26 protein-coding genes and 1 pseudogene are annotated in these 20,735 nt (G+C 71.4%); 15 read left to right on the top strand and 12 right to left on the bottom strand.

The features are described from left to right. Positions 1-20: 20 nt before the first annotated feature. The gene (locus ACIP5M_RS10465; RefSeq protein WP_401194551.1) at positions 21-1,970 is read right to left on the bottom strand and encodes a flavin monoamine oxidase family protein; all 1,950 of its coding nucleotides are present in this window, start codon (positions 1,968-1,970) and stop codon (positions 21-23) included. Between the two features lie 164 nt (positions 1,971-2,134). Further along, positions 2,135-2,671 (bottom strand): NADPH-dependent FMN reductase, encoded by a 537-nt coding sequence (locus ACIP5M_RS10460; protein ID WP_401194548.1) that lies wholly within the window; start codon positions 2,669-2,671, stop codon positions 2,135-2,137. 169 nt (positions 2,672-2,840) lie between these two features. On the opposite strand from ACIP5M_RS10460, the gene ACIP5M_RS10455 reads away from it, so the two are divergent. Then, complete coding sequence (locus tag ACIP5M_RS10455) at positions 2,841-4,091, top strand: phosphatidylserine/phosphatidylglycerophosphate/cardiolipin synthase family protein (protein WP_401194546.1); 1,251 nt, start codon at positions 2,841-2,843, stop codon at positions 4,089-4,091. Positions 4,092-4,151: 60 nt separating this feature from the next. On the opposite strand, the gene ACIP5M_RS10450 is transcribed toward ACIP5M_RS10455, so the two are convergent. Beyond that, a complete protein-coding gene (locus tag ACIP5M_RS10450; RefSeq protein ID WP_401194544.1) occupies positions 4,152-5,369 on the bottom strand; it encodes a monooxygenase in 1,218 nt (405 codons plus the stop codon). 258 nt (positions 5,370-5,627) lie between these two features. Here ACIP5M_RS10450 and ACIP5M_RS10445 point away from each other — a divergent pair, with 258 nt between their 5' ends. Both ACIP5M_RS10445 and ACIP5M_RS10440 read left to right on the top strand, forming a co-directional pair. Beyond that, entirely contained in the window at positions 5,628-6,056 is a 429-nt protein-coding gene (locus ACIP5M_RS10445) for a hypothetical protein (RefSeq protein ID WP_401194542.1), read from the top strand. Positions 6,057-6,122: 66 nt separating this feature from the next. Beyond that, on the top strand, positions 6,123-6,905 hold the full coding sequence (locus tag ACIP5M_RS10440; protein WP_401194540.1) for a crotonase/enoyl-CoA hydratase family protein: 783 nt from the start codon (positions 6,123-6,125) through the stop codon (positions 6,903-6,905). 64 nt (positions 6,906-6,969) lie between these two features. Here the strand turns inward: ACIP5M_RS10440 and ACIP5M_RS10435 are convergent, their stop codons facing one another. Together ACIP5M_RS10435 and ACIP5M_RS10430 are read right to left on the bottom strand one after the other, a co-directional pair. After that, positions 6,970-7,167 carry a hypothetical protein gene (locus tag ACIP5M_RS10435; protein ID WP_401195080.1) on the bottom strand — a complete coding sequence of 66 codons (198 nt, stop codon included), beginning with the start codon at positions 7,165-7,167 and terminating at the stop codon, positions 6,970-6,972. An 87-nt stretch (positions 7,168-7,254) separates the two neighbouring features. Then, positions 7,255-7,678: pseudogene (locus ACIP5M_RS10430) on the bottom strand (DNA glycosylase AlkZ-like family protein); the annotation flags it as partial. Here ACIP5M_RS10430 and ACIP5M_RS10425 point away from each other — a divergent pair. From ACIP5M_RS10425 to ACIP5M_RS10415, 3 genes are all read left to right on the top strand, one after another. After that, complete coding sequence (locus ACIP5M_RS10425) at positions 7,617-7,757, top strand: hypothetical protein (protein WP_401194537.1); 141 nt, start codon at positions 7,617-7,619, stop codon at positions 7,755-7,757. The pseudogene ACIP5M_RS10430 and the gene ACIP5M_RS10425 overlap by 62 nt on opposite strands. Positions 7,758-7,941: 184 nt before the next feature. Next, a complete protein-coding gene (locus ACIP5M_RS10420; protein ID WP_401194535.1) occupies positions 7,942-9,954 on the top strand; it encodes a spermidine synthase in 2,013 nt (670 codons plus the stop codon). Positions 9,955-10,188: 234 nt separating this feature from the next. Beyond that, positions 10,189-11,490, top strand: coding sequence for a ClC family H(+)/Cl(-) exchange transporter (locus tag ACIP5M_RS10415; RefSeq protein WP_401194533.1), 1,302 nt, complete (start codon positions 10,189-10,191; stop codon positions 11,488-11,490). Positions 11,491-11,509: 19 nt separating this feature from the next. On the opposite strand, the gene ACIP5M_RS10410 is transcribed toward ACIP5M_RS10415, so the two are convergent. The 3 genes from ACIP5M_RS10410 to ACIP5M_RS10400 all read right to left on the bottom strand — a co-directional run bounded on the left by ACIP5M_RS10410 (position 11,510) and on the right by ACIP5M_RS10400 (position 12,877). Then, positions 11,510-12,127 carry a TOPRIM nucleotidyl transferase/hydrolase domain-containing protein gene (locus ACIP5M_RS10410; protein WP_401194530.1) on the bottom strand — a complete coding sequence of 206 codons (618 nt, stop codon included), beginning with the start codon at positions 12,125-12,127 and terminating at the stop codon, positions 11,510-11,512. A gap of 159 nt (positions 12,128-12,286) precedes the next feature. After that, positions 12,287-12,667 carry an ester cyclase gene (locus tag ACIP5M_RS10405; RefSeq protein WP_401194527.1) on the bottom strand — a complete coding sequence of 127 codons (381 nt, stop codon included), beginning with the start codon at positions 12,665-12,667 and terminating at the stop codon, positions 12,287-12,289. 36 nt (positions 12,668-12,703) lie between these two features. Continuing rightward, entirely contained in the window at positions 12,704-12,877 is a 174-nt protein-coding gene (locus ACIP5M_RS10400) for a hypothetical protein (protein ID WP_401194525.1), read from the bottom strand. Between the two features lie 301 nt (positions 12,878-13,178). Here ACIP5M_RS10400 and ACIP5M_RS10395 point away from each other — a divergent pair, with 301 nt between their 5' ends. Then, positions 13,179-13,352 (top strand): CsbD family protein, encoded by a 174-nt coding sequence (locus tag ACIP5M_RS10395; RefSeq protein ID WP_401194523.1) that lies wholly within the window; start codon positions 13,179-13,181, stop codon positions 13,350-13,352. A gap of 121 nt (positions 13,353-13,473) precedes the next feature. Here the strand turns inward: ACIP5M_RS10395 and ACIP5M_RS10390 are convergent, their stop codons facing one another. Further along, entirely contained in the window at positions 13,474-14,541 is a 1,068-nt protein-coding gene (locus ACIP5M_RS10390) for an SRPBCC family protein (RefSeq protein ID WP_401194521.1), read from the bottom strand. A gap of 3 nt (positions 14,542-14,544) precedes the next feature. Further along, entirely contained in the window at positions 14,545-15,519 is a 975-nt protein-coding gene (locus tag ACIP5M_RS10385) for a histone protein (RefSeq protein ID WP_401194518.1), read from the bottom strand. 262 nt (positions 15,520-15,781) lie between these two features. On the opposite strand from ACIP5M_RS10385, the gene ACIP5M_RS10380 reads away from it, so the two are divergent. The 8 genes from ACIP5M_RS10380 (at position 15,782) to ACIP5M_RS10345 (ending at position 19,617) form a co-directional block, all read left to right on the top strand. Then, positions 15,782-16,174, top strand: coding sequence for a gas vesicle protein (locus ACIP5M_RS10380; protein WP_401194515.1), 393 nt, complete (start codon positions 15,782-15,784; stop codon positions 16,172-16,174). 28 nt (positions 16,175-16,202) lie between these two features. After that, positions 16,203-16,661 (top strand): gas vesicle structural protein GvpA, encoded by a 459-nt coding sequence (locus ACIP5M_RS10375; protein ID WP_401194514.1) that lies wholly within the window; start codon positions 16,203-16,205, stop codon positions 16,659-16,661. A 3-nt stretch (positions 16,662-16,664) separates the two neighbouring features. Beyond that, positions 16,665-17,375, top strand: a complete 711-nt coding sequence (locus ACIP5M_RS10370) for a GvpL/GvpF family gas vesicle protein (protein WP_401194511.1) — start codon at positions 16,665-16,667, stop codon at positions 17,373-17,375. Positions 17,376-17,445: 70 nt separating this feature from the next. Further along, positions 17,446-17,694, top strand: a complete 249-nt coding sequence (locus ACIP5M_RS10365; RefSeq protein WP_401194509.1) for a gas vesicle protein GvpG — start codon at positions 17,446-17,448, stop codon at positions 17,692-17,694. Between the two features lie 18 nt (positions 17,695-17,712). Further along, on the top strand, positions 17,713-18,144 hold the full coding sequence (locus ACIP5M_RS10360; RefSeq protein ID WP_401194506.1) for a gas vesicle protein: 432 nt from the start codon (positions 17,713-17,715) through the stop codon (positions 18,142-18,144). Continuing rightward, a complete protein-coding gene (locus ACIP5M_RS10355) occupies positions 18,141-19,007 on the top strand; it encodes a GvpL/GvpF family gas vesicle protein (RefSeq protein ID WP_401194504.1) in 867 nt (288 codons plus the stop codon). The genes ACIP5M_RS10360 and ACIP5M_RS10355 overlap by 4 nt, the downstream gene beginning before the upstream one ends. After that, positions 19,004-19,216, top strand: coding sequence for a gas vesicle protein (locus ACIP5M_RS10350; RefSeq protein ID WP_401194502.1), 213 nt, complete (start codon positions 19,004-19,006; stop codon positions 19,214-19,216). The genes ACIP5M_RS10355 and ACIP5M_RS10350 overlap by 4 nt, the downstream gene beginning before the upstream one ends. Continuing rightward, on the top strand, positions 19,213-19,617 hold the full coding sequence (locus ACIP5M_RS10345; RefSeq protein WP_401194500.1) for a gas vesicle protein K: 405 nt from the start codon (positions 19,213-19,215) through the stop codon (positions 19,615-19,617). The genes ACIP5M_RS10350 and ACIP5M_RS10345 overlap by 4 nt, the downstream gene beginning before the upstream one ends. 365 nt (positions 19,618-19,982) lie before the next feature. Here the strand turns inward: ACIP5M_RS10345 and ACIP5M_RS10340 are convergent, their stop codons facing one another. Then, the gene (locus ACIP5M_RS10340) at positions 19,983-20,243 is read right to left on the bottom strand and encodes a GlsB/YeaQ/YmgE family stress response membrane protein (RefSeq protein WP_401194497.1); all 261 of its coding nucleotides are present in this window, start codon (positions 20,241-20,243) and stop codon (positions 19,983-19,985) included. 102 nt (positions 20,244-20,345) lie between these two features. After that, positions 20,346-20,516, bottom strand: coding sequence for a hypothetical protein (locus ACIP5M_RS10335; protein ID WP_401194494.1), 171 nt, complete (start codon positions 20,514-20,516; stop codon positions 20,346-20,348). Positions 20,517-20,735 lie beyond the last annotated feature (219 nt).

Raw genomic sequence — 20,735 nt, 5'->3', positions numbered from 1 at the left:
GGCAGGCCCACTCCGCCCGGTCAGAGCGTCGTGTGGACCTCCAGGGCGGTCCGTACGGCTGATTCCACGGCCCCTTCGATCCACGCCGGCTTGACGGAGGTGTGGCATCCGGCGAAGTGCAGGCTGCCCTCGGCCGTGCGGACGTGCGGGAAGAGCTCTGTGTGCTGGCCGGGCAGCAGCACCGAGGCCTCACCGTAGGCGTACGGGTCGCGCATCCAGGACTGGGTGCGCCCGACGCCGGTGTAGAACACCTCGATCCGCTGCCCGAACACCTCCTGGACACCGGCGAGCGCGCGCGGGTAGCGCTCGTCGTCGTCCAGGGAGTCCCACTTCAGGGCGTCGTCCGACCAGCTGTAGGAGGCGAGCACGACCCCGCCCGCGCTGCCTTCCACCGGGTAGGAGGGCTGGAACATGAAGCGGTTGGGGTTGTCGGTGGCCGAGCCGCCGCCGATGACCCCGGCCGCCTCGGGCTGGTCGCGGGTGACCCGTCGGCAGGCCGCATAGTGTGCCCGCTGGGCGCTGGAGATGCCGCGCCGGGAGACCGAGGAGTGGGCGCCCAGCAGCGCGCCGTCCTCCGGGGTCTGCCCGAGCTGGTACTTGCGGTACAGGCCGGGCTGTACGGCTTCCAGCTCGCGCTTCCAGTCGGCTTCGTCGAACTCCCACCAGCGGCGGCTGAATTCCAGCAGCACCTTCGTGGCCGCGTCGTAGTGCAGTTCGGTGATCGCGCGCCGCTTGCCGTAGGAGAGCGCGGGGGTGACCGGGATGTGGCGCAGACCCGAGAAGGGAACGGTGACGATCGCCGTGTCACCGGTGAAGGTCTCGCGCTGTACGGCGCCGCCCCCGCGGCCCTCGGAGACGGTCTCGATGCTGACCTCGCCCTCCCCGTGGGTGATCCGGGTGGCGCGCCGGTCGAGCCGCACGAGGTCCTTGACGCGGGCGTAGAGCGCGTCGGCCAGGGTGGCGGTGCCGCCCGGCAGTTCGAAGAAGGCGGTGTCCGGGCTGATCAGCGAGGCGCCGATGAAGCTGTGCACGAAGGCGAGGTGGAGCCGGGAGGTGAGGTTCTCGACGGTGCCGATCAGGTCGATGGTCCGTTCGTCGAGCTGCGCCTCCTCGGTGAGGTAGCGGTACATCGACATGTGGCCGTAGCGCTGGATGACGCGGGCCCAGCCCTCGACGAGCGCCTTGTCCTTCTTGCCCTCGATCTCCTTGCGCACGGGGGCGAAGGCATTGCGGACGATCTGCGCAGCAGGGAGGGACTCGTAGGCCGCCGGGACTCCGAAGGAGCGGTTGAGCGCCTGCGGGCTGCGCGCGTAGTCGGCGCGGCGGACGCGGATGCCGTTGACGAAGATCCACGTGCGGTAGGCGGGGCGGCCGGAGCCGTCGACGTCGACCAGGTGGAAGCGCCTGCGCTTCAGGCCGAGGCTGTCGATCAGGCCGGTGACCAGCGGGTGGCTGTCGGGGATGCGCATGGCCCCGGCCTCGGCGTACTGCTTGGGGTCGGCGAAGGGGGCCGCGGACTTCTCGTGACCGCCGGTACGGAAGGTCTTGATCCGGCCGCCCACCCGGTTGCCGTTGGCCTCGATGACGGTGACCTGGTGTCCGGCCTCGCGCAGCAGGTGCGCGGCGGTGAGCCCGGCCGGCCCGGCGCCGACGATCAGCACCTTCTTGCGGGTACGGGACCGGGGCAGGCCGTTCTTCAGGAGGATGTCGGCGTAACGGGGCACCAGGGGCTGGTCGTCCTCGTCCCGTACGAGCACGGCCCGGGCGATGGTGAGGCAGGTCTCCCAGTCGGGGCGCGCGGTGCCGGACGGCGCCTTCGGGGTCTCGGCGGACGCGGCGGCGACCGTCAGCGCCCCGGCTCCCGCGACGGCGGCAGCGCCGGCGATGACGGTACGGCGGGAGGGGCGGCGGGCGGGTGCCGGGGCGGCCTCGTCCGAGGGGCCGGGCGTGGGGCCGGGTTCGATGATCATGGCTCAACTCTCGCGGCCCGCGCGCGCCTTGAACGCCCAAAGGCGCCGGGGTGGGGAACAATCACCCGGACGTGCGCTACCGGCGTCCCCACGCTGACGAACTGGGATTCGTGCCGCGATGGCCGCCGGACGCGGCCGCCCCCGACCCCGGTGGAGTCGGCAGGTCAGCGGGGCGCCGCCAGCAGCGCGAGCACCTTGCCGAGCTGCTCGCGCACCCCCTCATCGATGATGACGCCGTCCGGCCCCACCATCTGACGGTCCACCGGCAGCCGCAGGCACGCCGACTCCACGATGTCGGCGCCGGTGTAGCCGAGCACCGTCCGCAGCGTGGCCTCCGCTCCCTGACCGCGTCCGGCGGCGGCCGCGTTGACCCAGGCGACGGGCTTGTCGCAGATCTCGGTGCCGCCGACCGTCCAGTCCAGCAGGTTCTTGAACGAACCCGGCAGGGTGCCCGCGTACTCCGGGGTGCAGATGAGGACCGCGGCCGCCTCGTCGATCGCCGCACGCAACCCGGCGACCGCGGTGGGCAGCGGGTCGGTGTCCTCGTCGGGGTTGAAGTGCGGAAGGGCCGCCAAGCCGTCGTACAGCACGGTGCGCAGCTGCGAGGGGGCCACCGCCTGCGCGGTGCGGAGCACGGACTCGTTGGAGGAACCGGCCCGCAGGCTACCGGACAGCAAAAGGATCACAGGTGGCGTGGACATCCCTCCAACCTACTTCCCCCCAGCCGCACTTCGACGGCTCCGGCCGCGATGCGTCAGATACGCCCTGCAGCAGCGCCGGACGCGATGAAGGTGTGATGATCAAGGGATTTCGCGCCATGCGGTAGGTTCCGAGATCGGATTGCCGGAACATCAGATCGAGGAGCAGGGCGTGCGCATACGCAACGCAGCGGCGGTAGGGGCGCTCATTCTGGGGGCCTCGCTGCTGGAGGTGCCGGGTGCGGTCGCCGCGGACGACAGCGTGGCGCTCACCGCTACCTTCAACGACCCCGCCGGGACGACCGCGCAGCAGGACGCGATCCGCAACGAGCTGATCTCCCTGATCGACCGGACGCCCGCCGGTGCGGAGATCAACGGGTCGATGTACCTGTTCACCGACGGCGGCGTCGGCAACGCGCTCATCGCGGCGAAGAAGCGCGGCGTGAAGGTCAAGCTCATCGTGGACGGCGACGCGGTGGCGGCCACCGGCCCGGACGGCAAGGCCACCGGCTCGGAGTACGCGGCGCTCGCCGCGGCGACCGGCCTGGGAACGGACCTCGCCGCCGATTCGTGGGTGCTGGCCTGCCCGGTGACCCGCGGCTGCATCGGCAACCGGAACCTGGGCGGTGGCGACGACGGCGCCATCAACCACAACAAGTTCCTGCTCTTCTCCAAGGTGGGCAGCACCGACAAGGTGGTCTTCCAGACCTCGGCGAACCTCACCACCAGCCAACGGCGCAACCTCTTCAACAACGCCGTGACCATCCCGGACGCGGGCTCCGGGCTCTACGCGGCGTACCTGGCCTACTGGCAGGACATGCGCGCCTACGGCTCCTCCGGAGACGGCCTGGCCACGTACTACAAGACCACGGACTCGGGACCGTACAAGACGTACTTCTTCCCGCGGCAGGAGAGGACCGGGACGACGTACTCCACCGACCCCGGCACCGACACCGTGGTCTCGCTGCTGAACAACGTGGACTGCGCGGGCGGGACCACCAGGATCCGGATCGGCATGTACGCCTTCACCCGTTCCCAGGTGGCGGACAGGCTCGTGCAGCTGAAGGGCGCCGGCTGCCGGGTGGAGCTCCTGCACAACGGGGAGGACGGAAACCTCGGCAGCGCCGTACGGGACACGATCGCCGGCCGGCTCGACTACGCGGCACGGTGCGCGGGCACCGCCACCGACGCCGCCGGAGTGGCGCGGACGATCGGCATCCACTCCAAGTACCTGCTGATCGAGGGCACTTACCTGGGCGGAGCCAACCGCAAGCTGGTCTTCACGGGCAGCCACAACTACACCTACCCGAACCTGCGCTCGCACGACGAGACCCTGCTGAAGATCGACAACGCGGCGGTGTACGACGCGTTCGCGGCGAACTTCGAGTCCATCAAGGCGGGCCCGCACTGCACGGCCTGGTGACTCGCGGTGCCGTGAGGTGACCTGGCACCCTCCGGCCCGGGGGTACTTCGGCGACGCGGCCTACCGTGTCATGGCCTGGCCGCCGATGCCGGGGGCGCCCGCGAGCTGGCCCTGCCACCAGGACGCGGCCTCGGCGTGGTCCATCGCCGCCCAGTCGGGGGTCCGCTCCACCTGGGCCCGGCCCAGCCGGCGTGCCAGGGCGACCAGCTCCCGGCCGGCCGCCCCCCGCGCGGCCTGGTAGCCGTGGAGCAGCTGCGCCCAGGAGCCGGACCGGCGCCACGCGGACTCGAAGGCGGCGGCGTCCTGGAGCGCCTTGGCCGCCCCGCTCGTGTTGTGCGGGCGCACCACGGTCGCGGCGTCGCCCGCCAGCAGCAGGCGCCCGGCGGCGGTACGGGCGGTTTCCAGGTCGTAGATGGGCTGGACGAAGGTGTCCGCCGGCTCGGTCAGCGCGATCACGCGGGCCCAGTACGGCGGGAACTCGCGGTCGAGCAAACCGGCCAGATGGGCGGTGAGTTCCTCGGTCACCTTCCCCGGCGGAAAGCTCGTCGGGTCGTCGTAAGGCAGCCGCGCCGTCCGCGGCGGCATGGCGTACAGGACCCAGTTCACCCGGGGGCCGCCCGGTCCCGGGATGCGGTAGACGACGCAGCTCCCGCCGGGGAAGCAGACGGTGGTCACCGCCTCGGCGGGCCAGTCGCCGTCGCCGAGCGCGTCCAGCCGCCGGGCGTCGAAGTTGCCCCGCCAGCACACGTAGCCGGCGTAGTGCGGCCGGGACTGCGCGCAGACCGCCTCGCGCACCACCGAGCGGTACCCGTCCGCGCCGACGACCAGGTCGTACCGCTCGACGGCACCGTCCGCCAGCCGCACCTCGGCGCGGTCCTCACCGTCTGCCCCGGTCACGCTGGTCACGGTCACGCCCTGCCGGTAGAGCACGGTGTCCGGCGTCGCCTCCCGCAGCCCCCGCCAGAGCAGGCCCCAGTGGTACGAGTGGAAGGGGAACGGCTGCTCCCAGAACACCCGCCCGGCCGGCCCGGCCCCGTCCCGCACCACCCACCTGCGGCGGGTCAGCCGGTGCGCCGGGATGCCGGCGGGCAGGGCGCCGACCGCGGTGAGCTCGGCGGCCCGTTCGTCGTGGATGCACAGCCCCAGTCCGCGGTCCGCCAGCCGCCCCCGGGTGCGCTCCAGCACCCTCACCTCGGCCGCACCCGCGCGCGCCGCCGCCGAGGCGAACGCGCAGCCCGCAATGCTTCCACCGACCACCGCGACGGTACCGTCTCGCATGGCTGCTCCCTCTGCGATCCACCGGGGCCGCCACCTTACCGGCCGCTCCGGGGCCTGTTCAGCCCCTTACCCACGGCCCCCTGGCCACCTCACCTGATGCGCGGTCCGCGGGTATGGGAGAAGCTGGGGGTGGCCGCGTACCGATGGCGGACAGGCAGGCGAGGTGGTCTCGTGGATGCTTCACTCGCGGATGCTTCAGGAGAAGGCCGGCGCGTACGGATGTCTCGGCCCGCGGCGCGTACGGCGCGTACGGCGCGTGTGGCCACCCTGCTGTTCTCGGCGGCGGCGCTCGTGGCGGCCGTCGTCCCGGCCTCGGCACAGAGCCCGGCCACACCGGCCCCGACGCCGGATCCCGTCGTGGTCGTCGACTGTTCCGCACAGGCGCAGGTGCGACCCGAGGAGTACCTGCTGGCCTGCGGCGACGGCAACAACCGCCTCGTCGGGCTCCGCTGGGACACCTGGGGGCAGCGGACCGCGACGGCCACCGGAACCGACATGGTGAACGACTGCCGTCCGTACTGCGCGGCGGGGCGCTTCCGCCCCTACCCGGTCACGGTGACCCTGAGTGACCCGCAGCGCTGGCCCGACCATCCCGACCTGCAGCGTTTCACCCTGATCCGGATCCTGTACACAGACACCGCGCCGTCCCCGGTGCTCAAGGACGTGACGTACAAGCTCGTGTACTGAATCCGGCACCGGGTCACGGCCGGCCCACCCCGCACAATGGAGGCCGACGACTGGGAGGGGTGCGGGATGCCGGACGAGCAGGCCTCCGTGCGGGTGGAGCGGGACGGACCGGTGTTCACCGTGATCCTGAGCAGACCGGAGGTCCGCAACGCCGTGGACGGTCCTACGGCGGCGCGCCTCGCCGAGGCGTTCCGGGCGTTCGAGGCGGACGAGGACGCGGCCGTCGCCGTGCTGTGGGGCGAGGGCGGGACCTTCTGCGCGGGCGCCGACCTGAAGGCCATCGGCACCGAACGCGGCAATCAGGTGCTCGCCTCCGGCGACGGGCCCATGGGGCCCACCCGGATGCGGCTGGGCAAGCCGGTGATCGCGGCCGTCGCCGGGCACGCGGTGGCCGGGGGTCTGGAACTGGCGCTCTGGTGCGATCTGCGCGTCGCGGAGGAGGACGCGGTCTTCGGCGTGTTCTGCCGCCGCTGGGGCGTGCCGCTGATCGACGGCGGCACGGTGCGGCTGCCCCGCCTGATCGGTGAGAGCCGCGCCATGGATCTGATCCTGACGGGCCGTCCGGTCACCGCCACCGAAGCGCACGCGATGGGGCTCGCCAACCGTGTGGTGCCCACCGGGCGGTCCCGTGCGGCCGCGGAGGCGCTGGCCCGCGAGATCGCCGCGTTCCCCCAGCTGTGCCTGCGCCACGACCGGCTGTCCGTCCTCGAACAGCACGGTCGGGGCGAGGTGGAGGCCCTGGCCTGGGAGTACCGGCACGGCCTGGTGCCCCTGGCCGCGGGTGAGACCCGGGCGGGCGCGGGCCGGTTCGCCTCGGGCGCGGGGCGGCACGGCGCGTTCGAGGAGTGAGCGGTCGCGCCGGGCGGGCGTGCCCCGGGGTGCCGGCCGCGCTGCCGGATCAGGCGTGTGCGGATCAGGCGTGTGGCCCGACGGTGACCGTGCCGATGGTGAGGTCGCCGACGCCTTCCAGGATGGCGGCCGTACGCTCCGACTCGTGCTCCAGGGCCCGGCGGTGGGCCGCGTCCAGCGGGGCGAGCGGCTCCACCGTGATCGCGATGCGGCGGTCCGTAAGGCGCTGGTGGCACCCCCCGGCGACCGTGCCGTCGACCAGCAGGACGGGGTAGCCGGGCGAGTGACTCGGCGGCGCCGGCCGGGACGCAGGCGGGGTTGGTGTAGGTCACCTTGCGTCCCCGGCCGGCGCCGAACGCCGGCACCCCTCGGTGCGCGGCGGTGTGCGTGACCTGGCGCCAGCGCGGCCACAGCGTCTGGAAGGCGGGCATCACCGGATCCCCGGCCCAGGGCCCGGTGCGCCGCACGACGGCCTCGGTCAGTTCGTCGACGGTCAGTTCGGCGCCGGCGAGCGCGTCGCCGACCGTGGCCGGCACCGCTTCCGGCTGCGCGGGGGTCATGCGTACGTCGGGAGGCAGGGGACCGGTGCTCGGCGGAAGAGCGGACAGGGCCCCGGTCCACCAGGGCAGGTCGGCGGCGGGCAGGAGGTGGACGGTGCCGCGCGGTCCGAAGGTCCTGACCAGAGTCCGCTCCTGACCGACTGTGCGACGGATGTCCGAGCGGGTGGCGCCCTCGACCCGCAGCGCGAGGGCGACCTCCGCCGCGGAGGCCACCTGGGCCTGCACCCCGAGCAAGCGGGCCGCGGTGTCGGCCAGGCCGGTGCCGACCGGAGCCGGGGCGGTGAGCCGCTGACGCGCCATGCGCCGGGCGGTGGCGGCGGGCCAGGACACGGTGCTCGACTTCTCGGTGCCACCCTGGGGCCGCACGAGCCCGAGGAGGATGCCGCGCCCGCGACCTCCGCCGACTTGGCCATCCGTGCCACAGCACCGGCAAGGCATACCGACTCGCCCTGCCCGAGGTGGCACCCTAAGCACGCATGAGGCTGAGCGAAACCGGACAAACCGCCAGCTCGGTGCGCTGGAGGCTGCTGCTGGCCAGCGCCACCATGCTCTTCGTCGAGCTGGCACTGATCAGATGGGCGGGCGCCAACGTCGTCCACCTCAGTTACTTTTCGAACTTCATCCTGTTGGGGTCGTTCCTCGGCATCGGCCTCGGGTTCCTGATCCCCGCAGCGCGCGGGCAGTGGCTCAAACGCTGGGCGCCGGTCCCGCTCGCCCTCCTCGTCGTCCTGGTGCGCGAGTATCCGGTGCAGGTGCGTCAGAGCAGCAGCCAGGTCCTCTACTTCACCTCCGTGCAGACCACCGGCTTCCCCGAGTGGGTGACGCTGCCGGCGATCTTCCTGCTGACCGCGGTGATCATGACCGCGATCGGCAAGATCACCGCCGACTTCTTCCGCCGGCTTCCCGCGCTCGACGCCTACCGCTACGACCTGCTCGGCAGCCTCACCGGTTCGGTGGCCTTCGCCCTGCTGTCCTGGCTCCGTGCCCCGTCGGTGGTGTGGGGCGTCCTCGCCGCCGCGGCCCTGCTGGTCCTCGGCGGACGGCGCAACACGCTGCGGTACGGCATCCCCCTCACGGCGATGGTGGTCGCGTTGTTCCTGGAGACCACGACGGCCGGCATCTCCTGGTCGCCCTACTACAAGGTCCAGTTCTTCAACCCCTCGATCTCCGTCAACGGCATCCCGCACCAGGTCATCGCGCCGCTCCCGACGCTGTTGCAGGAGAACTCGCCCTATCGGCAGGCCTACGACCAGACCCCCGGCAACCCGCACAAGCGCGTGCTGGTCATCGGTGCCGGCAACGGCAATGACGTCGCGGTGGCGCTGTCGCAGGGAGCGGAGCGCGTGGACGCGGTCGAGATCGATCCGCGGCTGCAGCAGATCGGCGCACAGCTGCACCCCGCGAAGCCGTACGACGACCCCCGGGTGCACGTCCACATCAACGACGGGCGCGCCTTCCTGGAGCGGACGGACACCAAGTACGACCTCGTCGTCCTGGCGCTGCCGGATTCGCTGACGCTGGTGCCCGGCGCGAGCAATCTGCGCCTGGAGAGCTACCTGTTTACCCGGCAGGCGTTCGAGGCAGCGCGCGACCACCTGACGCCGCACGGCGCGTTCGTCATGTACAACTACTACCGGACGAACTGGCTGATCGACCGCTTCGCCGGCAACCTCGAAGACATCTACGGGCAAGCCCCCTGCATGACGCCGTTCGGCTGGAGCGGGGCCGTGCTGATGTCCGGGATGACGCCCGCCGACCAGTCCTGCAAGCAGACCTGGCAGCCCGGTGGCCCGGTGCCGGAGGCCGCGAGCGACGACCACCCCTTCCCGTACCTGTTCCACCGGGACATTCCCACGCTCTACCTGGGCGTGCTGGGCGGGATCCTGCTGGTCACCCTGCTGTCGGTGCGCCTGACCGGCGTCCGGCTCCGAAGCACGGTCCGCTACGCCGACATGTTCCTGCTGGGCGCGGCGTTCATGCTGCTCGAAACGAAGAACGTGATCAACTTCGCGCTCTACTTCGGTACGACCTGGCTGGTCAACGCCCTCGTCTTCATCGGCGTTCTGCTCGCCGTCCTCGCGGGCGTCGAGGTCAGGCGCCGCCTGCCACGGGTCAACCAGCTCCTGCTGCAGCTGCTGCTCCTCGGCACCCTGGCGGTGGCCTGGCTCGTCCCGGCGCAGGCCGTCCTGTCGCTGCCCTTCGCCGCCCGGCTCGTCGCGGCCATCGCCCTGGCCTTCGCCCCCATCTTCTACGCCAACCTCATCTTCTCCGACCGCCTCGCGCTCGCCCCGGACCCGACCTCCGCGTTCGGCGCCAACCTGCTGGGCGCACTGACCGGGGGCGCGCTCGAGTACCTGGCGCTGGTGACGGGTTATCAGGCGCTGCTGCTGGTCGTCGCCCTGCTGTACCTGGGGGCCTTCGTCATCATGCGGTTCGCAGCACGCCCGGCGGCGCCGGTCCCGGACGAGGCGGTGGTGCACGACAACTAGGGGGTGCGTTGCGGATCAGGCCGGGCTCGCGGCGTCCGGCACCGCGCCTCGGAGGAGGACGGCACGAAGACCGGCCGCCGCGTTCCTCCGGTCGGGCGCCTCGGGGGGTGGACTCGGCGAGCTTCGTGGTGGCGGGCGGCTCGCGGGTTCAGGCTCGTACGACGTCCGGTACGGCTCGATGGGGAGGCAGCGCATGCCCGGTGCTCGGCCCGGTCCCGGTCGTACGGGGCCGGTGTGACGGCCGGCCGGGTCCGGGCGGGCTACGGCGCCTACCTCGTCGCGGTGCCGGCGGGCTGCCTGGTGGGGCTGGTCGGCGGGGCGTTCCGGTGGTGCCTGGAACGCGCCGCCAGCCTGCGCGGCTCGATGCTGGAGGCAACTGCCGGACTCGGCGGCCCCGGATGGCTGATCCCGATGGCGCTCGCGGCGCTCGGCGCGGCGGTGGGGTGCACCATCGCCCGGAGGGTTCCGCACGCGGCGGGCAGCGGGATCCAGCACGTGGAAGCCGTGTGGCGGCAAGAGACCGGATCGGGAGCCGAATCCGGCTCCCGTTCGCCGTGGCTGTTGCCGGCGAAGTTCTTCGGCGGTCTCATCGCCATCGGCTCCGGCCTGGTGCTCGGGCGGGAGGGCCCGATCGTCCACATGGGGGCCTCGATCGGAGCCGAGGCAGGCCGCCGCACCGGGCTCGGCGCCGAGGACGCCCGGCTCCTGCACGCCGCGCTCAGCGGCGCGGGCCTGGCCACGGCGTTCACCGCGCCGCTCGGCGGGCTGCTGTTCGTCTGCGAGGAGGTGACCCGCACGGTGCGGCCCCGCCTGGTGCTGCTGACCATCATCGGCACGGCCACGGCGGTCGCCTCCTCCTGGTTCATCGTGGGCGACACGCCGGTCTTTGCGGTCTCCGGCGTGCCGGTCCCGCCGGTGTGGACGCTGCCCGTCTTCCTGCTGTTCGGTGCGTCGGCCGGAGCGCTGGGCGCCGCCTACAGCGGCCTCGTCGTGGGGATGCTGGCCATGGGCGACCGGCTCACGCGGGTGCCGCCCGTGGTCCGGGCGGCCGCCATCGGGGCGGTCGTCGGTCTGCTGATGGCGTACGACCCGCTGCTGGCCGGGGGCGGCGACCCGCTGAGCGAGCGGCTGCTGGCGGGCCACAGCCCCGCCGTGGCGACGCTGGCGCTCTATCTCGCCGTCCGGTTCGTGGCGGGACCGCTCAGCTACGCGGCCGCGACCCCCGGCGGTCTGTTCGCTCCGCTGCTGGCCCTCGGTGCCCTGTGGGGGACCCTCGCGCACGCGGTCGCGGACCCGCTGCTGCCGGCGGACTCGGCCGGTCCGGGCGTGTTCGCGGCCGCAGGGATGGCCGCCCTGTTCGCCGGGGTCGTACGGGCGCCGGTCACGGGCGTCGTCCTGGTCGTGGAGATGACCGGCGCCACCCCGCTCCTCGTGCCGCTGCTGGTCGCCTGCTTCGCCGCGACACTGACCGCGGACCGGCTGGAGAGCGAGCCCGTCTACGACAGCCTGCGGCGGCGGATGCTGGAGCGCCCCTGACGGCGCCTTCGTGCGCAGGTCACAGGCTCGTGAGGAGACCGTCGAGCGGGGCCGGCACCTGATCGGGGCCCAGGGCCTCGACCAGGAGGCCGCCGTAGCGGATCTTGCGGCCCTTCTTCGTGCCGAGGAAGCGCCGCAATTGCTGCTGCCGGAGCCGGCCGTGCTGTGCGGGCTGCCGCAGGAACGTCTGCCAGGCGCGGAGGTCACCTTCCGCGTCGAGGATCTCCTCGACCCTGTCCGCGCCCAGCGCGCGGATCAGCTCGTCCTCCAGGTCCGACACGCACACGAAGAAGCCCTGGTACGGCGCCCGTGCCCGCTCCAGACCGCGCTCGTAGAAGCCCTGCTCCCGCTCGTCACACAGGCCCGCCAGGCGCAGGCCGAGGCCGGGCGGCCCGAGCAGGCCTGCGTAACGGGCGATGCTCATCGCCCCGCCCATCGGTACGACGCACACCCCTTCGGCGGCGAGGTCCCGGCCCCGCCGTGCGGCCAGCGCTTCAACGGCGGCGCGGTCACTGGCCCCTTCGAGCAGTACCGCCGTCCGCACCCCGAGTCGTACGGCCAGATCCCTCGCCGCCCCGCCGGGCCTGCCGTTCGCCCAGCCACTGACCGCGTCCCGGAACGCCTGCATGTCCGTCATGGAGCGAGTCTGCACCGGTCGCCGACGACGCGGTACGGAATATCCGGGCGACGGGTGACAGGCGTGGTCGCCCTTCCCCTCAGGGGTCGACGCGAGGTCCACGGCTCGTGCGGCTCACGCGACGGACGTCCTTGCAGCGGGCGAGGGCAGCGTGTCCGCTCAGAACATGGTGTTGTCGTTCTTGGACGTGGGCGGGACGACTTGGAGGACGTCCCAGTGCTCGACGATCTTCCCGTTGTCATCGAAGCGGAAGATGTCGATGCCGGCGTATTCCTCCTCCGGCCACACCTGATGGCAGTGCAGCACGACGTGGTCGCCCTCGGCGAAGACGCGCTTGAATTCCACGCGCTTCCCCGGGTATTCGACGGCCATCCGCTCGAAGTAGTCGATGAACGCCTGCTTGCCGTCGGCCACCTCCGGGTTGTGCTGGATGTAGGTGTCACCGGCGTACTTTTCCATCGCCTCGGAGGGTCGGCACCGGTTGAACATCAGGTCGTAGAACGCCTTGGCCGCGGCCTTGTTCGCCTCGAGATCACTCATGGCTGTCACCCTAGGGCTGTCCTACGGATCAGGCCGTCAGCGCATGGCCGCGCCGCGGAGCGCGCGGGTGGTCCGCGCGGCGTCGGCGAGGCGGGTCTCCCGCAGCGGCACGGCGGCCCCGGCGCGCTCGGGGCTGCGCCCGCCGCCGCGGGCGCCGGGGTCTCGGAGGCGCGCGGCTCCGGGTTGTACGAGGCAGTGGCCTGTACGCACGCGCCCGCCACGATCAGCACGGTCACGCCGACGATGAGCCGGAGCCGCTTCCTCTCCTCGCGGAGGGTCTGGGCCCGGTCACCGCCGGGCGGGGTCGACGGCGAGCGCCAGAACGGGTCGGACGTGGCGATCATGCCCGGCCTCGTACGGGTGAACGAAAGCCCGGTGGATCACGGTTCGGTCCCACCAGCCCGAAACCCGGCATCCGGTACGGCTGCGACATGCTTCGCCCGTGAATATGCGGGTATCGGCTGATCGAGCCACCATTGAGTTCTCCCCCCGTGATGTGGAGGTGGCTGAGATGGCCGCAGGGAAGAAGGCCAAGAACGTCGGCAAGAACATCAAGGGCAAGACCAAGGAGGTCACCGGCAAGGCGGTAGGCAACGAGAGCCTGGAGACGAAGGGCCGCGCCGAGCAGGTCGCAGGCGACGCGAAGCAGGCGGCCCAGAAGGCGAAGGACACCCTCAAGCACTGACCCGCCGTGCCGATCAGGAGGCCGACGGCACCGCCGTCGGCCTCCTTGCGCCCGCCGACCCTACGGGGTGTGGCGGGCGCTCGCCTGCCGTGGCCGTCGCCGTGGCGCGGCCCCGGGAGCCTCAGCGTCGGCGCCCCCGGCGGCGCGGCTCCTCGTCCTCTTCCTCTTCCTCGTCTTCTTCCTCGCCTTCCTGGTCCTCGTCCTCGCCGGAGTCTTCGTCTTCTTCGTACTCGTCCGCTTCTTCCTCCGCCGGATATCCCTCGTCCTCGTCCTCCGGGTACTCCTCCTCGTCCTCTTCTTCCTCTTCTGCCGCCTCCGGCTCCGGCTCTTCCTCCTCCGGCTCCTCTTCGCCTTCCTGCTCCTCCTCCTCGAGGGCTTCCTCGTGGGTGACGACGACCTCGCCGTCTTCGATCTCTCCGCGCCAGCCTTCCGGCTCCTCGTTGGAGAGGGTGACGAACCGGTTGAAGTTCTTCAGGTCCAGGCGCATGCGCCGGCCCTGCGCCCGCCAGAGGTTGCCCGTCTTCTCGAAGAATCCGGCCGGGTAGTACTCCACGACCAGGATGATCCGGGTGAGCGACGGCGCGAGTTCGTGGAAGCTCACGCAACCGCGCGTGGTTCCCTTGGGTCCGTCGGAGGTCCACACGATCCGGTCGTCGGGAATCTGCTCTTGGACGGTCGCCTTCCAGCTGCGCGTCGAGGGGCCGACCTTCACCTTCCAGTCGGTGGTGGTGTCGTCGCCCTGTGAGACGCTGCGCACGCCCTTGGCGAAGCTGCTGAAGTTCTCGTACTGGGTCCAGTGGTCGTAGGCGGTGCGCAGCGGTACGCCGACATCGATGCTCTCGATGATGTTTACGGCTTTGGCGCTGCCCTTGCGGCCCTTGCCCTTGCCCTTGCCGCCCAGCAGACCGGAGCCCGCGTCCATGACCTTGTCCTTGAGACCGGTGAACGTCTGGCCGAGAACGGCCTTCATGGGGGAGTCGCCCTTGAGGAGCCGGCCGCCGATGCCGGGAAGCGCGCCTCCGTTCTCCGCCACGTCGTAGAGGTTGTCGGTGAGGTCGCCGACCTTGTCCACGGCCTTGTCCGCCAGTTGTTCCGCCTGGGCGGAGAGATACGAGGTGACCTCACCCAGGAGCCGGTCGAGGCCGGACCCGGACTGTGCGCCCTTGGCGCCGTGCTGTGTGGTGGCCACGGTTCACCTCCGCGCGGTCGGCTTGCGGCCGGCCGTCTTCTTCGCGGCCGCGGTCTTCTTCGCAGCGGTCTTGGAAGCCGGACGCGCCGCGCTCTTCTTGGCGGCCGTCTTCTTCGCGGCGGGCTTGGGGGCTGCCGCCTTCGTGGCCGGTGCCCGACGCGTGGCCGAGGAGGAACCTGCCTTCGTCTTCGTCCCCGCGGCCGCCTTCTTCGCCGGAGTCCTCTTCGCAGCGCGCGCCGGCGGGGCCTTCTTCGCCGGGGCTGCCTTCTTGGCGGGGGCCGCCTTCTTCGCGGGAGCTGCCTTCTTGGCCGGGGCCGCCTTCTTGGCGGGTGCCTGGGCCTTCTTGGGTGGTGTCTTGCGCGCCGGTTCCCTGCGCGGTGCCGCCTTGCTCGTGCGCGTGGCGGATCGACGCGCCGGCCGCCGGGGAGCAGGCGGTTCCTCCTCGGGTTCCTCTTCCTCCTCGGGCTCCTCTTCCTCCTCCGGTTCCTCCTCCTGCTCTTCTTCCTCGGGTTCCTCTTCGTCCGCGAGGGCCTCTTCCTCCGGCTCCTCTTCCTCTTCCTCTTCCTCCTCCGCCGCGCCCTCAGCCTCCTCGTAGGGCTCCTCTTCGTCCTCGTAGCCGGCTTCTTCCGCCTCGTCGTAGTCTTCTTCGTCCGCCTCCTCGTCGCTCCGGCCAAGGGCGAGAGTGCGCTCGTGAACCGAGTCGGCGAGCTGGGTCAGCCGGCGGTTCGCGGTCGCCATCAGTGCCTTGCGGCCGGCGTCCAGTGCCTCGCCCCGGAGCTGATCGCCGAGCTCGGCGACCTGCGGCATCTCGCTGAGCTTCTTCAGTCCCTGCGCCGCCAGCTCCTTCGGTTCGAGCCCGAGCCGCCGACCGGCGGCGTACGTCACGAGGGTGAAGGCCAGGCGTCCCTTTTTCGCCCGTCCCAGTACGTAGCCTCCGGCGACGGCGGCCGCCAGGGCGATCTTGGTCGTGTCCTGCATGAGCCCTTTCCCTTCACCGGGTGCGTGCGGGCCAGCGTCGCCCTTGCAGGTCCAAGTGCCGCCGCGGACGCACGCTTGAGTGCCGGGACGCACCGCTCACACGGTTACTGCTCGCACGGTTACAGAGGGGCTGCTCGGCCTTGCGTCAGATATGCCTCCTATACGATGAAAATCTGGATCGAGGAAATTTGGGCATGTTTGCGCCTGGCAAGAGCGGGCAGGCCCCGGGTCGGTTCGCGAGGAGTTTCGCGAGGAGAGTGGCATGGCCGCACCAGAGCCCGCGCGCCGTCGACGCGCCGCCGCAGACGACGGCGACGAGCAGGACGCACGGGACGCCCCCCGCAGCCGGACCGCCCCCAGGGCACCGGCCCGGAAGCCACCTGCGCGCCACCGCGTCACCGGCGCCGCCTCTGCCATGCGCTCGGCGGCCGAACAGCTCACGCAGCTGCTGGGACGCAGCCCCGAATCGGTGTCCTCCCTGCGCCCCACCGAGGACGGGTGGGAGGCGCAGGTCGAGGTCGTCGAGCTGGAGCGCATCCCCGACACCACCAGCGTCATCGGAAGCTACAAGGTCACGATGGACGAGGAAGGCGAGTTGATCTCCTACGAGCGAACCCGGCGATACAGCCGGGGCATGATCGACCGGCCGACCTGACAAGCCGGCCCCGTGAAGGGAAGCGGCCATGACTGTGCTGCCGCAGGGCGGAAGCAACATCAGCAGAACGGGAAGCGGCGGAGGCACGGCCAGCCTCTATGACGTGCTCGAACTGATCCTTGATCGCGGTCTCGTCATCGACGTGTTCGTCCGCGTCTCCCTCGTCGGGATCGAGATCCTGAAGATCGACGCGCGGATCGTCGTGGCCAGCGTCGACACCTACCTCCGCTTCGCCGAGGCGTGCAACCGCCTTGACCTGGAAGCAGGCCGCAAGGCCCCCGCGCAGCTGACCGACATCGTCGACAACGCGGTCGAGAGCGGGGCGCACGGGAAGTCCAAGGGTGCCCTCACCGGCGCCGTGGAGGCCGTGACGCAGTCCCTGACCGGTGGTTCCTCCAAGGAGGAAGAGCCGGAAGAGGAGGAAGAGGAAGAGACCCCCCGTCGGCGCCGGCCCGCCCGCCGCCCCGTACGCCGCGAAAGGGAGTAGGCGATGGCTCTCTACGTGTACTCGATCACCGGTGACGGCCACCCGTGCCGCCTGGACGGGCTGACCGGCGTGGGGTCCGAACCCACGCCGCTGCGCACCGTCACCGCCGGCCGGCTGCGCGCGGTCGTCTCCGACGTCGACGAGGAGATCCGGGCGAAGCGGCGGGACCTGGCCGCCCACCAGGAGGTCCAGGACCGTCTGATGGCCGACGGTACGATCCTGCCCCTGCAGTTCGGGTACGTCGCACCCGACGACGAGGCGGTCGCCGAGGCCCTCGAGCAGCGCGCGGAGCACTACCTGGACGCTCTGGAGCGCCTCCAGGGCTGCGCCGAGTACCACATCAAAGCCTCGCAGGACGAAGAGGACCTCCTGCGGGAGATCCTGGGCGACTCTGCCCAGGCGAGGCTGCTCAACGAGCGGATCCGCGCCGGCGACACCGATCCCCGGCTGCCGCTGCAGCTGGGAGAGATCGTCGCGGCCGAGGTGCGCGACCGGCAGGAGGCCCTGGCCGCCGGGCTCGTCCAGGCCCTGATCCCCTTCGCCCGCGACCACAGCGTCCGCCCCCCGGCCGAGGGCGACATCGTGAACCTCTCCCTGCTGGTCCACGACGATCAGAAGGACACCTTCCTCCAGGCGGAGGCCAGCCTCGCCCAGCAGATCGACGGCGTCGCCTTCCGCTTCGCCGGACCGCTGCCCCCGTACAGCTTCGTGTAGTGCCCGGCCCGCCGCCCCGCACCCGCCACCGCAGGCGGCCCGCCCCGGAAAGCGTCAGGAGGAGCCAGCCATGGGGCTGCTGACCAGTTTGCTGACCGCGCCGATGGCACCCGTACGGGCCGTGGTGTGGGTGGCGCAGCGCGTCGTGGACAAGGCGAACGAGGACTACTACGACCCCGCCCCGGTCTACGCCGCTCTGGCCGACCTCGAGCGCCGTCTCCAGCTCGGGGAGATCGACGAGGCCACCTTCGACCGCCGTGAGGACGAACTCCTCGACCGCCTCGACGAGATCGCGCGCTACCGGCAGGGCCTGCCGTGACCAGGGAGGTCGGGGACCGTGACTGACCCGCTCGCCAACCGGCTCGGCCCGCTGCCGTCCCGGGCGACCCCGATGTCCTATCCGCAGACCTCCTCGGCCAGCCTGGCCGACATCCTCGAACGCGTCCTGGACAAGGGCATCGTCATCGCCGGGGACATCCGCATCAACCTTCTCGACATCGAGCTGTTGACCATCAAACTGCGGATCCTCATCGCCTCCGTCGACAAGGCCAAGGAGATGGGCATCGACTGGTGGGAGTACGACCCCTCGCTCTCCTCCCGCCACAGCGGCGACCCGCTCGCGGAAGAGAACCGTCGCCTGCGCGCCGAAGTGGAGGCACTGCGGCGCGAACGCCTCGAGGGCGCCCCGGCCCGACGCCCGGACGAGGGCCCGGCGGGGGAGGAGGAGGTGCGCCGGCCCGGCGCCGGCAGGAAGAGGTCCGGCCCATGAATCCGGAGCCGACCCTCACCTACGTCTACGCCGTCGTCGCCACGACCCGCGAGCTCGGTGCCCTCCTCGCGGACCTCCGCGGGGTCGCCGACGCACCGGTCACCCTGCTGACCCCAGATGCGCAGGAGGGTGCCGGTCCGGCCGCCCTGGCGTTCGTCACCAGCCAGGTCCCGGACGCCGACTGGCGCGAGCAGGCCCTCAAGGCCCGTTTCGAAGACCTCGACTGGCTCGAGGTCACCGCGCGGTCCCACCACCACGTCATCCAGGCCCTCGCCGACCACACCACCGTCCTGCCCCTGCGGATGGCCACCCTCTACCAGGACGGCGACCGGGCCCTGGCGGCCTTGCGGGAGCAACACCGCACCTTCGCCGACCGGCTCGCGCTCCTGGCCCACCACACCGAGTACGGCGTCAAGGCCTACATCCGCCCGGAGACCGACACTGCCGCCGCCGACGAGAGTCCGGCCCCCGCCACTACCCCTGCCCCCGCCGCCGGGCCCGGCAAGGCCTACCTCAGGGCCCGCAAAGCGCAGCACCACGCCCGCGAGGACCGCTACCGGCAAGCCGCCCAAGCAGCCGAACGCATCGCCGCCACAGCCGCCCGGCACGCCACCCACGTCGTGCGGCATCCCACCCAGACCGGACCCCTCACCCGCGGCGAAGCGGGGGAGAACGTCCTCAACGACGCGTACCTCGTACCGGAGGACGAAGCCGAGACGTTCCGCGCCGCCATCCGGCTGGCGGGCGAGGACCTCCCCGGCATCCGCGTCGAAATCACCGGCCCCTGGGCACCGTACTCCTTCGCCATGCCGCCTCCGCCCCCGCCCTCCGAGCCGGCCGACGAGCCCGGCGCACGATCATGACGCTCAGCGAACGAGACGAACCACTGCCCGGCCGGCAAGTCGCCCTCGTCGACCTCCTCGACCGGCTCCTGGCCGGTGGCGTCGTGATCACCGGCGACCTCATCCTGTCGATCGCCGACATCGACCTCGTCCGCATCTCGCTCCGCGCCCTCATCACGTCCGTCGCCACCCCGGCCGATCCCTCCACCCGGGGCGGCGAGCAGCCATGATGAACTCCGACCCCCCGGCGCGGCCTTCCCCCACCCCCGATCTCGGCCCGCTCAGCGACACCATGGCCACCGCATTCCGGCTCCTCCAGGCACCCCCCGGCACACCGGGCGAACCCGAGCCTCCGGCTCGCCGGATCCACACCGACCCCGACCGCGTCGGCGAAGACCTCCTCAAACTGGTCCTCACGCTCGTGGAACTCCTGCGGCAGCTGATCGAACGCCAAGCCCTTCGCCGGGTCGACGCGGGCGACCTCACCGACGAGCAGGAGGAGGAACTCGGCGCCACGCTCCTCGCCCTGCACGACCGCATGACCGAGCTGTGCGCCCAGCACGGCTACACCCTCCAGGACCTCAACCTCGATCTCGGCCCCCTCGGTCCCCTGCTGCCACCCGCCTCCTGACCAGCGGAGCGACGGCGCCGGTGCCGCCCCGCACTCCCGGACCATCAAAGGCCCACGTACCGGCACCGCAAAAGGAACACGGAACGCAGCACGCGCCGGAGCATCCGTCGCCCCACCCACACCGCTATCCGCACGCCCCACCCCACCAGGTGAACGCACATCCGGCGGAAGACCGCCCGAGGGGTCCACCGGGCGAGCGCCCGGCGCATGCGCCGTCTGTGTCCGCGCCGCCCCGCAATGAATTTCACGATGATCTCCTGCTGCCGTGCCTGGCGGTGATCGTCAGGCCGGACCACGGGAAACGGCTCCACCCTCATGGGGGAGCCGTTTCGAAAGGTGGCAGCCGACGCCCTGCGCGGGCGGTACTACCTGTTGCGCGCGAACAAACGGTAAACACCCAGAAGGATCAGAGAGCCGACGATGGCGGCGATCCAAGTGGAGAGTTCGAAGAATCCGTCGATGGAGTCGACGCCGAAAATCACCTTGCCCAGCCATCCGCCCAGAAGACCGCCGGCAATACCGATGAGAATGGTGACGATGATGCCGCCCGGGTCCTTGCCCGGCATCAGGAACTTGGCGATGATGCCTGCGAGCAGCCCTAGGAGGATCCAAGCCAATATGCCCATGATTCCTTCCCGCGTCAGTCAGGTAAAAGCCAGTGTCAACAACACTCCTTTACCGTTCGGAATTGCCTAAACCTCGGATCCTGTGATCGTTGGGGGCCGGTCTCAACGGAACTTGTCCTTGCCCTTCTCCTTGGCGTGCCGGGCCTTGCCGCGAGTTTCCAGCGCCGCGCCCTTGGCCGCCAGGCCGTCTTTGCCCATCGCATGGGCGGCCTTCCGCACGGCCTTCCCGGCAACTTGCTCGATCTGAGCCTTCATCTTCTCGCTGGCACTCATGTCGGTCCTCTCGCATCGCCTGGCCTGCGACTGCCCGCGCGGTGGGCCGCCAAACAGCGTCCACGGGGACCGCCGCAGCGGCCGGGCCGGGCACGGCCCGGTTCCGCGCCCGGGGTTTGCAGGGCCCGAGTCCGGTTAGCCGCGCAACGAGGGTGCCCGCCGCCCTCCTGGCCCGTTGTGCTGTGGCGGGCCGGCCCGGCTGCGAATGGAGTTCGCGCG

It is taken from the genome of Streptomyces sp. NPDC088762, assembly GCF_044750905.1.
GTDB lineage: Bacteria > Actinomycetota > Actinomycetes > Streptomycetales > Streptomycetaceae > Streptomyces.
This window is presented reverse-complemented; position numbering and strand designations above follow the sequence as displayed.

Bases quoted from the DNA above. Each gene is read 5' to 3' on its own strand.
- ACIP5M_RS10465 (WP_401194551.1), bottom strand. From the start codon at position 1,970: ATGATCATCGAACCCGGCCCCACGCCCGGCCCCTCGGACGAGGCCGCC.
- ACIP5M_RS10460 (WP_401194548.1), bottom strand. From the start codon at position 2,671: ATGTCCACGCCACCTGTGATCCTTTTGCTGTCCGGTAGCCTGCGGGCC.
- ACIP5M_RS10450 (WP_401194544.1), bottom strand. From the start codon at position 5,369: ATGCGAGACGGTACCGTCGCGGTGGTCGGTGGAAGCATTGCGGGCTGC.
- ACIP5M_RS10440 (WP_401194540.1), top strand. From the start codon at position 6,123: ATGCCGGACGAGCAGGCCTCCGTGCGGGTGGAGCGGGACGGACCGGTG.
- ACIP5M_RS10425 (WP_401194537.1), top strand. From the start codon at position 7,617: ATGTCCGAGCGGGTGGCGCCCTCGACCCGCAGCGCGAGGGCGACCTCC.
- ACIP5M_RS10420 (WP_401194535.1), top strand. From the start codon at position 7,942: ATGAGGCTGAGCGAAACCGGACAAACCGCCAGCTCGGTGCGCTGGAGG.
- ACIP5M_RS10410 (WP_401194530.1), bottom strand. From the start codon at position 12,127: ATGACGGACATGCAGGCGTTCCGGGACGCGGTCAGTGGCTGGGCGAAC.
- ACIP5M_RS10405 (WP_401194527.1), bottom strand. From the start codon at position 12,667: ATGAGTGATCTCGAGGCGAACAAGGCCGCGGCCAAGGCGTTCTACGAC.
- ACIP5M_RS10395 (WP_401194523.1), top strand. From the start codon at position 13,179: ATGGCCGCAGGGAAGAAGGCCAAGAACGTCGGCAAGAACATCAAGGGC.
- ACIP5M_RS10385 (WP_401194518.1), bottom strand. From the start codon at position 15,519: ATGCAGGACACGACCAAGATCGCCCTGGCGGCCGCCGTCGCCGGAGGC.
- ACIP5M_RS10380 (WP_401194515.1), top strand. From the start codon at position 15,782: ATGGCCGCACCAGAGCCCGCGCGCCGTCGACGCGCCGCCGCAGACGAC.
- ACIP5M_RS10375 (WP_401194514.1), top strand. From the start codon at position 16,203: ATGACTGTGCTGCCGCAGGGCGGAAGCAACATCAGCAGAACGGGAAGC.
- ACIP5M_RS10370 (WP_401194511.1), top strand. From the start codon at position 16,665: ATGGCTCTCTACGTGTACTCGATCACCGGTGACGGCCACCCGTGCCGC.
- ACIP5M_RS10365 (WP_401194509.1), top strand. From the start codon at position 17,446: ATGGGGCTGCTGACCAGTTTGCTGACCGCGCCGATGGCACCCGTACGG.
- ACIP5M_RS10355 (WP_401194504.1), top strand. From the start codon at position 18,141: ATGAATCCGGAGCCGACCCTCACCTACGTCTACGCCGTCGTCGCCACG.
- ACIP5M_RS10350 (WP_401194502.1), top strand. From the start codon at position 19,004: ATGACGCTCAGCGAACGAGACGAACCACTGCCCGGCCGGCAAGTCGCC.
- ACIP5M_RS10345 (WP_401194500.1), top strand. From the start codon at position 19,213: ATGATGAACTCCGACCCCCCGGCGCGGCCTTCCCCCACCCCCGATCTC.
- ACIP5M_RS10340 (WP_401194497.1), bottom strand. From the start codon at position 20,243: ATGGGCATATTGGCTTGGATCCTCCTAGGGCTGCTCGCAGGCATCATC.
- ACIP5M_RS10335 (WP_401194494.1), bottom strand. From the start codon at position 20,516: ATGAGTGCCAGCGAGAAGATGAAGGCTCAGATCGAGCAAGTTGCCGGG.